The sequence below is a fragment of the Bizionia sp. M204 genome, from assembly GCF_023205095.1.
GTDB lineage: Bacteria > Bacteroidota > Bacteroidia > Flavobacteriales > Flavobacteriaceae > Algorimicrobium > Algorimicrobium hallyeonense.
In genome coordinates, this window is record NZ_CP046242.1 from 106,634 (window position 1) to 120,711 (window position 14,078).

Sequence of the window (14,078 nt, forward strand, 5' to 3'; positions counted from 1 at the left end):
CGCATTAATCATACTAAACGCATGTAGAATCAATGAAAATTATAAGCTGTACCAGGTCCTGATGCATCTTAATTAAAATATCATCCTTTGAGTGGGAACGTGTCGTTTAGTAACTAAAACCATCTTTGTTAAAATATGCTCTGTAATAATTTATAAGATTCTCTCTGTTTATATATTCAGATTTGCTAATGGTAAATGTATTTAGACCATGTTTCCCTTTATCTGCATGCGCCTTTATAGTTTGCCTTGAGATACCGATTAATTTTTCTGCTTGTGAGTAGTTATAAGCATCTTCTGTTAGTGATTTAATAAATTCAAGTGTTTTTGTGTCATCGCCAAAAACCGCACCTTTTGGCATGCTCTGTATGGTTAATTCTGCGTCTTCTATATATTTATTAAAGTCTTTTACTACTCTTAAAGCGGAATCAATACACGTTTCTGTTTGTTCTAGTAGTGTTCTGCTTCCTAAACGAATTCTTTTAAAAGTTTCATCAAGTTCTTTGGGATTGATACTGTTCCCGTAAGATATTAAAGCTTCCATAATCTGCTTCTGTTCAACCTTACTCAATTTTCCTTTTTCCGCTAGTTGAAATACAGAAATGAAGATTTCTTTAGTGTTCATTAATTTGCTGGCTTTTCATCAAAAATACTAACATATTCTGGATTTATATCCCTTGAATAATCGATATATTTTTGTAGAGTTGATAGTTTTTCGTGGCTAGTGTAGCTCATTAATTCGTGTAAAGGTACTGTGTTAATTAAATTAGTAATAAAAGTGTCACGCCCTCTGTGCATGGTTAACAATTCATAGCGTTTCAGATTTTTCCCTGTTTCGTCTTCTGCAAGTGTGAGTTGGTCAAATAGTTTGGATTCTTTTAGTAATTTGTGTAAGACCTGATTTGTATAGGCATTACTATAAATTTTAAGATTATAATTTAGTGTCTCTAAAATTTCAATTGCCATTTTTGAAAGTGGTATAGTAGCAATTTTCCCTATTTTTCCTTTAGTTTTTTGAGCAACATGTTTGTAAACTTTACTTTCTTTAAAATCGCAAATAAATCCTTTATCAAAATTTTCGATATCCTTCCATCTAAAACCAGTTAAACAGGAAAATATGAAAATCAATTTCACATTTTCTTTTACGTCATTGTCGAACTTGTAATTATAAAGTTCATGAATTTCATTGATTGATAGAGTAGTTTTTATTTTTGAAGTTACTGTAATTTCATTCCTTTTATAACGCTTTAAAAAGTTATCATCTTTAATAAGCTCTTTTTCTTTTAAGTACGTAAAGTAGCCTGTTAGTACTTCAAATCTTTTATCTACACTTGCAGGTTTTAAGTTTCCTTTAGTCTTAAATTTATATATAACTCCATCGTGAATGATTTGTTTTTTCCGTTTGATGGTCAGCCATGAATGAAAATGATTTAGCCAATCATTATTAGTTACATCTGAATTTTTGAGTGTTGTTTGATGTTCAGCTTCGTAATCTTCAATAGTGCTTCTAAATGTTCCGTATGTTTTATAGCTTTCATTTGATTTGTTTCCACGTTCAACCAGTTGTACTCGTTTCCGTTCCATATATTCATCGTAGTGGTCCAGGAACAGGCTTGTTTTAACTTGTGCTTTGCCATCTTTAAGCCTGTCGAGGTTACTTTTAAGTTCATCAGCTGTAATAGTAGCACCATCTTTAAGATATTCAGAAACGATGTTATCTGCCTTTACTAGCCAATCACTGATAATTTTGTTCATATCAGTAGAATTGGGAACATCAATGCTAACTCTATTGTTTTTGTAGTCCCATTGTATGAACTTTTTACTTCGGTCTTTTGATTTAGAAATCTTTACACCAGTAGGAAATCTCATCACGCCTTTGGTTCCGTAGTAAATTACAACTGAACCGTTGTTAACTTTAGGTTTGCAATACATTAATTGAATTTTTCACTAAAATAGTTGTTTGTAGCAAAATTGTAGCAAAAAAAGGCTAACAAATTGCAATATTATCTTAACAGCATTGTTAGTTGTTTTTTGTAAAAGTCAATAAACACAGTATTTAGTTAACAGGTTTAAGAAAATATGTTAAGCTAATAAACTATATGCTTCGTCCAGCTCCCGCTACGAAGCTTAAGGCTAATTAAATCAAAGGGTTGTGTTCGCACAACCCTTTTTTTTATGACTTCAGTTTTAAGTTTTATATTGCAGGTACATGATTCAGTACATGATTTGCCTATGATACCCAACTAAAGCGAACCTGAAATTGGCACGGGCAAATTGGATGTAAACCACCGCTTTTAAGCAAACGTTGGCACGTCTATTATTCCTTTCGAAATCCTGAAACGGGCATGCTCGAGCGGATGAAAAATGTCTATGGCATAGCTAATAGATATAATACCAAAGAAGACCGACTTGTAGTAGGAGATGTTATGGAATGAAACGGCTACTTACCATGAACTCGATATCCAAGGCGTATTGAACTCAATCTTACATGAAAAAGAATTGATTGGCCGAAGGGTGAGTAACAATTGGTTTCATCAAAAAAAAACTGATAGTAATATAATTAAAAAGAGCCTTTGCTGTTATAACGCAAAGGCTCTTTTCTTTTTTCCGACGGTTAAATATTTTCAACCGTTAAAATTTCTAATTTTCTTTCACCATCTTTAAAAGGCCAATTTATTATATCGCCTACCTGTCTGCCAACCGTGGCAACGGCCACATCACATAAAATAGATAATTTTCCTTTTTTATTGTTTGTTTTAGTGGTAGCCACAAACATATATTCTTTTTCATTGTTATCCGTGTAATCTTTAATTTTTACACGTCGGTTTACTGTAACAACATCATTTGGTAAGTCTCGCCTAAGTACTTGTTTGGCTTCTCTTAGTTCTTGAAGTAATAATTCTTCTTCTTGTTTAGTTACTTTTTTTCTGCGGACATGATCTTTAATCATATCGTATATTCCTGTTGTTAAAATTACATTTTTAGACATAATATTTTTTTTTGAATTTCCTTCTTAATACTATGTAGATGTGACTCAATCATTCAAAATAGTGCAGCGCGTACGGAGCTCCTATATTGAGTGCTAATAGTCGTGTTAAGAAGAAAAAAGATTAAAATTTGAAAATAATAAAGAGTTGCCCTGTTCTTGAGTCGAAACAGGGATTAATTAATAAACTCTTTTGAATTTTTTAAAAAAATATCGTCATGTAAGTACGACAATGACAGCGCAAACCCTAAAGGTTTTTTTTTGGTATATAAAAAGTACATAGCTGTCATTTGTTTAAAAATTAATGAGTTACAAAGATATTCAATATATTCAACATTAACAATATAAAAGCTTCTAAAGTGTATAATAAACATGTGTTCTACAGGTTTCGTCCAATTAACTCGCCTACGCTAGTTTTTAAATGCGTATGGTTGTTTAAGTCCACGTGATTTATTAAATATTCCGAAAACCATTTTAAATCGTTCAAAACATATTTTTCATCTTCATCGTCAAACCCAAGAATTTGATGTTTCCTTTCTTCGTTGTCAATTAAATACAGATTGCCTTCAAACGTTTCTTCGTCAATTTGTTCAATAGTGTACTCAAAATCTATTATGTTTTTTAAATCCAAAATATATGCGCCAAAATCGTTTTTTACTTTAATTGCTTTATCCTCAAGTAGTATGAAGTTGTTATTTGATTGTTTTTTAGATCGTGTTCTTGAATAGTTATAAAACCCTGTTCCGAACAAAAATATAATGGCGGCTATTATTTTCCCACGATATTCCGCGTTGTTTATAAGCATGAATATAGAAATTCCGAGAGCTGCAATTATGGGAAGTAGTACCAGTCCGATAAGCGTTCCGAAATCTGTTTTCGACTTCCCAATAATTATTTTACCGTTGTCATTTGAATAAGAAATTTTGTGCCTTTTCAATTTAGATTCTAAAACTGAAGTATTCATTTATTGTTGTTGGTTAAATTTGGTCCTTATTGTTTTTTTTAGCTTATAGAAAAGGTCTTATCCCGTTATTAATGCAAGTATATATAAAGTTTTGTGTTAGTGGTATCATGTAAAGGTAATTTTTTTAAGGCAGTATCCCATGGCCAGCTTGGTTGTTGCACATTTTTTGTTTAAAATATCATGAACTAATTGTATGTTTGATTACAAATTGCATAACCCGTGTGTATTTCAAAACAACTTGAATTGGATACCACTTATATAATGATGAGATTGTTATTTTTAAATAAGGAAGATAATTGTCGTAATTTAGGCGTCACGTTTAAATTTGATAAAAAACTTTAAATAAGGATTAGCACGAAACTAATTATGATAGAATTTTTAGAAACATATAAACAGAATATTATTTACGGGACAATAGTTATTGTTGCAATTATCGTGTTACGAATGCTGACAAATAAATTGCATCATTGGTTAGCTAGAGAAAAGCAGCGAAAATTTCCCGGAGAAGAATCCACATCGTTGCGGTTACTAAAGCGTATTCTTAACACCTTATGGGTTGTTTTAGGAATAATAGCCTTGAGTTACTTGGTGTTAGATGAAAGTCGACATAATGCACTTACAGACGATTTTAAAATAGTTCTGTATATAGGAGTTGTTTTGGCACTCACCATAATTGCGGCTTCAACTGCGAATATGTGGTTTAAATATGATATCCAAAAAAAGATTGAAAACGAACACGATCCAACCAGTTTTAAATTTTTAAGATACGTTGTTCTTGTTGTTATTTATTTTGTTGGTATTCTTCTGTGTCTTTTAGCCTTTCCTTCGCTTAAAGGTGTTGCACAAACGGCTTTGGGTGGAGCAGGAGTATTAGCGCTTATAGCGGGTCTTGCAGCACAAGAAGCCTTGGCAAATGTTATTGGGGGGTTGTTTATAATTACTTTTAAACCTTTTAGAATTGGCGATCTTATCAAAGTAACAGATGCCATGGTTGGTAGAGTTACCGATATTACATTACGGCATACCGTCATTCGTAATTTTGAAAATAAGATGATTGTTATTCCAAACTCCATAATCAATAAGGAAAAGTTGATTAATTATGATATGGGCGAACTTAAATGTTGTGAACGTATTGAGATTGGTATATCCTATGATAGTGATATTGATGTAGCCAAAAAAATCATGCAAGAAGAATGTGAGAGACATCCACTTATTTTAGACAACCGTACAGAGTTAGAGATACAAGAGGGGTTACCGGTAGTAAAAACAGCGCTTATACAATTAAATGACTCTTCAATGACCATAAGAGCTTGGACCTGGGGAAGAAGCTACAGTGATAGCTTTCAACTTAAAATTGACGTTTTAGAAAGTATTAAAAAACGCTTTGATAAAGAAGGGATTGAAATTCCATTTCCTTATAGAACTATTGTAATGAAAAAAGAGAATTAGAAATTAAAAGTTACTATAAATTGCTGCTTTTTGGCTACAAAACAAGTTGTAAAGCAATAAAATTCATTAAATTTAACCCTAAATACATATAACATGAAAAATATTATTATACCTGTCGACTTTTCAAAGCAGTCAGAATTTGCATTAGAAACGGGAGCTATTTTAGCAAAAAAACATAACGCAACACTCCATGTTTTGCACATGCTAGAACTGTCAGATTCGTTAATTTCACAGTCTGATTCTGATAATAAAAACGAAATGTTGTTTATGGTTGCTTTAACTAAAAAGAAGTTTGAACCATTTTTGGATAAAGATTATTTAGAAGGTGTTACAGTACAACCGGTTATTAAACGACATAAAGTTTACAATGAAGTTGATGCTTTTGCCAAAGAAGTAGAGGCAGATTTAATTGTTATGGGATCGCAAGGTCTTACATTGCAGGATGGAATTTTTGCAGGTTCTAATGCAGAAAAAATGGTGCGTAATAGTAGTACGCCTGTTTTAATTGTAAAATCTAGTCCTAAAGATTTTAATTTAAGTAATGCCATTTTTGCTACAGATATGAGTATTGAAAGTGTGCCAGTTTACGAGAGAGCCAGTGCTGTTTTCTCAAATTTAGGAGTTACCATGCAGCCTGTTTATGTTAATAGACCATTTAATGATTTTATAAACACCAAAGAATTTAATGCCAAAAGACAGAAGTTTGCAGAAGCTGGAGGTTCAAATAAGGTTAAGTTTATAGCCGGACATACCATTGAAGACGGATTGATTCAATATGCCGAAGAAATTAATGCAGGTGTTATTGGAATAAGTACAAATGCCAGAAAAGGACTAAACCGTCTATTAAGAGGAAGTATTTCTGAAGATTTAGCAAACCAATCTAAATTACCAGTAATGACATTTAAATTGTAGAAAAATTGTCTTAAAACGGCGTAAAATATAATTTTATAAGCATCACTATCCACCAAAAGATAGTGATGTTTTGTTTTAAGAATCCTTGTTTTTTAAGCAACGCCCTCTGGGTTCGTTACCTTCAAAGAGTACTACGTCGGAATGGAGAAAATTTGCAGCCGCTGCAGAATCTTTTACTTTGGAAGCACTGCGTGCTAACATCTCGGATTCAAACTCTTGTAAAACAGTTTTTTTAATACCAACAATACGCCATTGTGTTAAAGGTCTACAGCCTTTTGAAATTCCACGAGCCAAAGCTAGTGCATCAAGAAGCGCTTGATTTGCACCTTGACCTTTAAAAGGACTCATGGGGTGAGCCGCATCTCCAATTAACGTTGTTTTTTGACCTTTTTCTAACAAATCTGATGTCAATAACTCACGGTCGTAAACTGGATATCCAGAAATTTGATTGACATCCGTAGCTGCCATAATTTGCGGAATGGGATCATGCCATTGGGTTCTACGGCACGCTTCTTCTTTGAGGGCTTGAGAGCCGTTATCGCTTAAGGCTTGGGCTTCTTTTTCGGTCATGGGGAAACTTAATTGCCACATAATAGAGTCGGAAGAAAACGGCATCATATAAATACGTTCGTGGCCATTGGCTGTTTGAAAAACCGTGGCCGAATCCAATAGATCACTAGTTATGCCTTTAAGAGCTGCCAACGGACAAATGCCTAATATTACAATGCAATCCAGATAGCGTAAAGGTGTCTTGTTATTGCCAATCAATAAATGCCTGACAGAACTTCGGATGCCATCCGCGCCTACAACAAGATCTGCTTTGGCGTTTTTTATTTTGCCATTCACGTCAAAGGTTAAATTGATACCTTGATCGTCTTCACTAAAATTGGTTAACTGATGCCCCCATTTTACTAGGTTATGTCCACCGAGTTGCTCTAGCAGTGCCAAACGTAAAGCTTGTCGTGCTATATGAATGTTAGTGCGTTTTGGTGGTAATTTTTCATTGGAATCCGCCCATTTCCTAATTCCCCATTCGCCAATCACCTTGCCGTCTGTTGTATGCACCACATGTCTTGTTGAAACTATACCGTCTTCTAAAGAAAAGATACCAAAACCTTCAATTGCCTTACTGGCTTGTTGCAAGGTAAGTCCATAGCCTTGAGATCGTGCATTAAAATTGGTGTCGCGTTCATAAAGTGTAAACGGGATGCCACGGTGTAAGCAAGCTACGGCAAGCGCAACGCCTCCAATTCCGCCACCAATAATAGCAACATGCGGATAATTTTCGGTGTCTGGAATAGGGTTGCTATCGGCTGGAATTAAACCTGAGCCATTGCAATTTGTGCATGGATTTAAATGGCCTTTCGGCTTTACAGGTGTAATTCCCTGACTGTGGTTTTTTTCAAATGCTTCTAGTGCCTTCCTATATTGAAGTCGCACCTTCTTGCGAAGCCGTTGTCTTTTTTTTCCAAGTCCATGACATTCGTGGCAGGTAGTCCAATATGTTTTGCCTGTATTGGTTTTATTCACTTTTAAGGTAGTTAACGTGATTTTCTTAATGATGTGATTGAAATAAAAGACATTATGTGAAACATATTTCAATGGAAATCTCGACAAAAATAATCTAAATTTTTCCGAATGTAAAAAGTCTCAAATTAATATGTAATTTGAGACTTTTAGTTTTTCTACTAGTGCTGTATTAATTAGTATTAAATACCACGTTTGTCGTTATCATTGGCCCATTCGCGGTATTTTTTATATTGCGAATCATTTAAAATGTCTTTCAGAATGTCATCTTCTTTTTTAATACGTTCATTGGCTGATAATTTATCATAAGGACTATCATCATCTGATTTCCACCAATCTTCTAGCGCTTTTTCATATTGCTGAATTTGTGTTTCAGTCATACTAAACGTTTTATAAAGGTGTTGTTGTCTTTCTGGATTGTCTAAATCCCAATTAACATTTAAACTGTCTTTATTGGCGTCTAAAATGTATTCTTCCTCTTTAAAATTCCCGCTTTCTTCATAATTGGTGGTTTTGGTCAATTCTTCATTCATCGGGTTTTGTTCCACATCTGCATTTTTATCAGACGGTTCATTCTTACATGATACCGCAAATGCAAAAAATAGAATAGCCATTAGGTTGCTTATTGTTTTCATAATTGTATTTTTTAAGTGTTATACCTAAAATACGGTTGATTATTTAAAAATATTTGCTCTAATGAAAATAATTTTAACGGTATTTACTTTAAACCTGATTTTATTCAAAAAAAAACAACCCTGCAAATTATGAGGGTTATTTTGATAATTATTATATATTTCACCTTAATTGTCTAGTTCAAAATAATCGACAACCGCTTGGTAATCATTAAAGTCAATGTCAATTTTTGCTTTATTGGCTGCGCTCATTTCTATCATAAATATTTCTAAAATGAAAGAGTCTGGTCTTTCGGCCATAGGAACGGAACTGTTATTCCAGCCATTTGTAGTTTTAGACATGCTAAGTTGATTTCTAGAAAGTAATAATTCAAATTTTAAGCCATAATTGTTATTTACGCCAAATACATAAGGTAAATGTTTTTTCTCAACATAACTGATTCCAGTAGGACTTCCGTACGCAATTACAACATAATTTGGATTGTTTATACCAATGTTCCCTGTCAGTGTAGGTGGGATAGTGTATACCGTATGACTATTACTACCGCCATAATGATAGCTGCCGTCCCAATCTGTGTCTGCTACTGTAATTATATATTTACTTGCATTAGCGCTTCCTGATTCACCCTGTTCACCTTGTGGTCCCTGTTCACCTGGTGGTCCCTGTTCACCTTGAATGCCTTGAGGCCCATCGGTACCGTTTATACCGTCTTCCGGAGAGCAGGCAAAACAAAACGTTATTAGTGCTGTAACAAGCACTAGTTTAGACCTGAATAAAATAGATTGCATTGATTTTAAATGTGTTTTCATGATTCTTGATTTCTTAAATTATAAATGTTTAATCGAAACTTTTAATATCAAAAGGCTTTAAAAGGTTAACATGAAATATAAAAAAAGCCAGAAAATAATTTCTGGCTTTCAAAATTTTCAAGAATATTTTCAGAAATACTCTGTTTTAGGGTTTTTAAATTACTCCATACTAAGAACTAAATCATCTTGCATAACCATAGTACCTTCTTTTAAAACAATAGATTTTACTTTCCCAGCTTTAAAGGCGGTTACCGTCGTTTCCATTTTCATGGCTTCAATTATAAATAAGGGGTCGTTTTCTTTAATTTGTTGTCCGCGTTTTACCAAAACTTTAGTTAAAGACCCTTGTAAAGGTGCGCCTATGTGATTAGAGTTCTCGGGATCAATTTTTATATGTTCTTCTTTTTTAATATTTAACGAACGGTCTAAAACTTCTACAAAACGGTTTTCACCATTCACACTAAAAAACACAATACGAACACCATCTTCGTTAGGAATACCTACGGAAAGTAATCTTACAATAATTGTTTTCCCTGGCTCCAATTCTATCAGCGTTTCTTCGCGTTGTTTCATGCCATAGAAAAAATTCTTGGTAGGAACCAGTGCTAAATTACCGTACAGTTTGTAGTTTTCATGTGCTTGTTCAAACACTTTTGGATATAATGTGTAGGATAAAAAATCTTCAATTTCTAAAGCGCGTGTAAATCCTTTCTGAAATTTCTTTTTAAAATCTTCGTATTCTAAATCGAAATCTATGGGCTTTAAATGAGCATTCGGTCTATCCGTATATGGTTTCTGATTTTTAAGAATTATTTTTTGTAGTTCTTTTGGAAAACCACCTGTGGGTTGACCTAAATCACCTCTGAAGAAACTAATAACCGATTCTGGGAATGATATTTCGCTACCACGTTCCATAACATCCTGTGGTTTCAAATTATTAGTCACCATAAAAATGGCCATATCGCCAACCACTTTACTACTTGGTGTTACTTTAATTAGATTGCCAAACATGTGGTTTACTTCGGTATACATTTTTTTTACGTCGTCAAAACGATCACCTAATCCTAAAGCAATGGCTTGTGGACGTAAGTTGGAGTACTGACCGCCTGGAATTTCATGTCTGTAAACCTCGGCTGTACCCGCTTTTAAACCGGATTCAAATGGGTAATATAATTCGCGTGTATCTTCCCAAAAGTTTGAAAATTGATTCAGCTTATCCATATCAAAAGCATGAGCGCGTGGTTCATACTTCATCATTTCTACAACCGAATTGAAGTTGGGCTGCGATGTTAATCCAGATAAACCACCTAAAGCCACATCCACAACATCCACTCCAGCTTCTATGGCTTTTAAATAGGTTGCAGATTGCAAGGATGAGGTATCGTGCGTATGTAAATGAATAGGAAGATTTACCGCGTCTTTTAAAGCGGCAACCAATTCGGTGGCTGCATATGGTTTTAATAAACCAGCCATATCTTTAATGGCAATCATATGCGCACCGGCATTTTCTAAATCTTTGGCTAATTGTGTATAGTATTTTAAATTGTATTTAGTTTGTTTCACATCTAAAATATCATCCGTATAACTGATAGCCGCTTGGGCAATTCCGCCCGTTCTATTACGAACATAATTGATGCTTGGTTCCATGGCTTTAACCCAGTTAAGGGAATCGAAAATCCTGAAAACATCCACACCATTCTCCCATGATTTCTCAACAAACTTCTCAATTAAATTGTCTGGATAGGCTTTATAACCAACACCATTACTACCGCGAAGGAGCATTTGAAAAAGTATGTTTGGAACGGCTTTTCGTAACTCCCGTAATCTGGTCCAAGGGCTTTCATGTAAAAAGCGTAAGCACACATCAAATGTGGCGCCACCCCAAACTTCCATACTAAAGGTATTTGGATGATTTTTAGCATAACTTTCTGCTACTTTCATCATATCAAACGTCCGCATACGGGTTGCCAATAATGATTGGTGCGCATCACGCATGGTGGTGTCTGTATAATGGATTTTAGTATCGTTCTTAAGCCATTCACAAAATTTTTCTGGGCCTAATTCCGTTAGTAAGTTTTTTGTGCCTTTTGGATAGGGTTCATTTATATTGAATTTAGGAACTTTTGGGTTTCTAAAGATTTTACTGTCATCTTTATGTTTTACATCCGAATTTCCATTGACTATCACTTCACCTAAAAACTGTGTGACCTTGGAGGTTCTATCTTGTGGTAATTTAATATTGAAAAGTGACGGTGTATTTTGTATAAAATTAACCGTGACATTACCTTGTTTAAAGGTATCATGCTGAATAACATTTCGTAAAAAGTGAATGTTGGTTTTAACACCACGCACACGAAATTCTTTTAAAGCACGAACCATTTTTCGTACAGCGCCATCCAATGTTCTACCATGAGCCGAAACTTTTACCAGCATAGAATCGAAAAAAGGACTCACACTATATCCTTGATAAATACTTCCTGCATCTAAGCGAATTCCCATTCCAGCAGCACTTCTGTAGGTGGTTATGGTTCCGTAATCTGGTGTAAAATTATTTGAAGGATCTTCCGTGGTTAAACGACACTGTAAGGCAAAACCGTAAGTTCGTAACGAGTCTTGTTCGTAAATTTTAATTTGCTGATCAGATAATTTGTAGCCACCTGCAACAAATATTTGTGTTTTAACCAAATCAATTCCAGTAACCATTTCCGTAACCGTATGTTCTACTTGAATTCTAGGGTTAACTTCAATAAAATAGACATTATCAGCTTTGTCTACTAGAAACTCAACGGTTCCAATATTGTTATAGTTTACCTCTTCAGCAATACGGACAGCATATTTGTATAACGATTGTTTTACGTTTTCTGAAACATTAAAAGAAGGTGCAATTTCAACTACTTTTTGATGCCGTCTTTGAACCGAACAATCGCGTTCAAATAAATGGCGAATATTACCGTGATTATCGGCTACAATTTGAACTTCTATATGTTTTGGATCTTCAACATATTTCTCTAGAAACATGGTGTCATCGCCAAAAGCATTTAGGGCTTCGTTTTTAGCGGAATCGAAATTTTGTTCTAAATCTTCCGGCTTGCGAATAATACGCATACCGCGACCACCACCACCGGATGCAGCTTTCAACATTAGTGGGTAACCTATGTTTTTGGCTTCAGAAACAGCAATTTTTAAAGAGGTTAATTTCTTTTTATTGCTTTCAATAATAGGAACCTTGCATTTTACTGCAATTTTTTTAGCGGTAATTTTATCGCCCAAGGCATCCATAACATCTGGATTTGGACCAATAAAAATAATTCCGTTTTGAGCACATTTTCTAGCAAATTCTGAATTCTCTGAAAGGAAACCGTAACCCGGATGAATAGCATCTACATGTTTAGATTTGGCTAGTGCAATAATTTCATCACTGTTTAAATATGGTTTTAAGGGTTGGTTGTCTTCACCAATTTGGTAGGATTCATCGGCTTTATTTCGGTGTTGTGAATAGCGATCTTCGTAGGTGTAAATAGCAACCGTATCCAAATTTAATTCGGTACAAGCACGTAAAATACGTATGGCAATTTCACCTCTGTTTGCAATTAATACTTTTTTAATTTTCATGTCTTGTCCGTTTTATTTGATGATATAAGGATTTTCATTTTTGTAATTTCTAACAATAAAATCGATGGCATTAGCTAACAATTCCCCCATATTTTTAGATTTTTTAAAATTGACATCACCAACCAAATCAAACAATCCTTTTTTGAGTTGCTTTACTTTTTCTGGTGTTGATATATTGTCTTCTCTCATGCAATTTAAAAGGTGTTCCAAGCGCTCATGTTCACTGGTAGCACGTTTTGCGAGTAAGGATCGTTCTTCTAATTCATATTGTACTATAGATTCAGGCGCTAAAACCTCCAAGCTTAATTTTACTAAAGCATTGTTTTCTTTTAAAAACTGCGGTTTATAAACTTTAGGGTTCCCTTCATAACTTTGCTGATCAAAATCGACAGCGCGAATGCGGTATTGTACACGGTCAAAATCTTGTGTAATAACCACCACATAATTATAGGAACGCATATCTGCTAAAAGCCTTACAAAACAACGCTCGTTGAACTTTACAAACTCTTTGGCTAATGCGCGTTTATCTTGGTCAGATAGTTTTTCTAAATGCTCACTAATAAAGGTGTCGCCAGCAATTCCAGAGATGTGTTCTTCAATTAAGGTGTCTTTATGAACCAGAAATGTAATATGATTAGGCGATAGTAAATGCTCCAATTCCAGTCCGTAAACACGGGAAGCATCAGCTTTTTTCACATATAGAAAAATGTAATTATCGTTTAAAACATTCCTCACTTTTATACGAAACGGTTTGGTATTACCAAAGGTGCAAAAGTCTATACTATCAATATTGAGGTAAGGAATTAGGCTATCGCTTCCATCGGAATGCAGAATGGAATACATTTGTTTTAGGCTGTATTCTATTTCGTCACGTTCATGTTCGGCAAAATAGGTCCGAATCCATAAGGTATCATTATCATTTTCATCTAGAATTTCTACAGCACCTTGGAAGCGCAGTAAATCGTCATAAAAAATAGGGATTTTAATATTTCGTCCTTGCGCAGTCAGGTAATCCGACAATAATGGCGTGATAGGAAAGGCGGGTTTTTTTTTGGAAATGAGTTTTTTATCCACGATATATGAGCTATGCGTCCGAAGATAAATTTAATATTATTTAAAACCAATAATCTAACCTCAAAAAATAAGAGCCTGTTTATTTAATTTAAACACCTTCAGATTGAAACAATTA

The 14,078-nt window shown here is 34.3% G+C and carries 11 protein-coding genes; 2 read left to right on the forward strand and 9 right to left on the reverse strand.

The window, feature by feature from the left end; translation table 11 throughout:
* Positions 1-106 precede the first annotated feature (106 nt).
* The 4 genes from GMA17_RS00500 to GMA17_RS00515 all read right to left on the reverse strand — a co-directional run bounded on the left by GMA17_RS00500 (position 107) and on the right by GMA17_RS00515 (position 3,947).
* Positions 107-622 (reverse strand): hypothetical protein, encoded by a 516-nt coding sequence (locus GMA17_RS00500; RefSeq protein WP_248397941.1) that lies wholly within the window; start codon positions 620-622, stop codon positions 107-109.
* Positions 622-1,929 carry a tyrosine-type recombinase/integrase gene (locus GMA17_RS00505; RefSeq protein WP_248397944.1) on the reverse strand — a complete coding sequence of 436 codons (1,308 nt, stop codon included), beginning with the start codon at positions 1,927-1,929 and terminating at the stop codon, positions 622-624. The genes GMA17_RS00500 and GMA17_RS00505 overlap by 1 nt, the downstream gene beginning before the upstream one ends.
* A 682-nt stretch (positions 1,930-2,611) precedes the next feature.
* Positions 2,612-2,986, reverse strand: a complete 375-nt coding sequence (locus tag GMA17_RS00510; protein WP_248397946.1) for a GreA/GreB family elongation factor — start codon at positions 2,984-2,986, stop codon at positions 2,612-2,614.
* A gap of 376 nt (positions 2,987-3,362) precedes the next feature.
* Positions 3,363-3,947 carry a hypothetical protein gene (locus GMA17_RS00515; RefSeq protein ID WP_248397948.1) on the reverse strand — a complete coding sequence of 195 codons (585 nt, stop codon included), beginning with the start codon at positions 3,945-3,947 and terminating at the stop codon, positions 3,363-3,365.
* A 444-nt stretch (positions 3,948-4,391) separates the two neighbouring features.
* Between GMA17_RS00515 and GMA17_RS00520 the strand changes: the two genes are divergently transcribed.
* Both GMA17_RS00520 and GMA17_RS00525 read left to right on the forward strand, forming a co-directional pair.
* Positions 4,392-5,396 (forward strand): mechanosensitive ion channel family protein, encoded by a 1,005-nt coding sequence (locus GMA17_RS00520; protein WP_371922400.1) that lies wholly within the window; start codon positions 4,392-4,394, stop codon positions 5,394-5,396.
* A 93-nt stretch (positions 5,397-5,489) separates the two neighbouring features.
* A complete protein-coding gene (locus tag GMA17_RS00525) occupies positions 5,490-6,308 on the forward strand; it encodes a universal stress protein (protein ID WP_248397951.1) in 819 nt (272 codons plus the stop codon).
* 75 nt (positions 6,309-6,383) lie between these two features.
* Here GMA17_RS00525 and GMA17_RS00530 read toward each other — a convergent pair whose 3' ends face one another.
* The 5 genes from GMA17_RS00530 to GMA17_RS00550 all read right to left on the reverse strand — a co-directional run bounded on the left by GMA17_RS00530 (position 6,384) and on the right by GMA17_RS00550 (position 13,963).
* Entirely contained in the window at positions 6,384-7,838 is a 1,455-nt protein-coding gene (locus GMA17_RS00530; RefSeq protein ID WP_248397953.1) for an NAD(P)/FAD-dependent oxidoreductase, read from the reverse strand.
* 179 nt (positions 7,839-8,017) lie between these two features.
* On the reverse strand, positions 8,018-8,470 hold the full coding sequence (locus tag GMA17_RS00535) for a hypothetical protein (protein ID WP_248397955.1): 453 nt from the start codon (positions 8,468-8,470) through the stop codon (positions 8,018-8,020).
* Between the two features lie 165 nt (positions 8,471-8,635).
* Entirely contained in the window at positions 8,636-9,226 is a 591-nt protein-coding gene (locus GMA17_RS00540) for a collagen-like protein (RefSeq protein WP_248400711.1), read from the reverse strand.
* Between the two features lie 210 nt (positions 9,227-9,436).
* On the reverse strand, positions 9,437-12,889 hold the full coding sequence (locus tag GMA17_RS00545) for a pyruvate carboxylase (RefSeq protein WP_248397957.1): 3,453 nt from the start codon (positions 12,887-12,889) through the stop codon (positions 9,437-9,439).
* A gap of 12 nt (positions 12,890-12,901) precedes the next feature.
* A complete protein-coding gene (locus GMA17_RS00550) occupies positions 12,902-13,963 on the reverse strand; it encodes a hypothetical protein (protein ID WP_248397959.1) in 1,062 nt (353 codons plus the stop codon).
* Positions 13,964-14,078 lie beyond the last annotated feature (115 nt).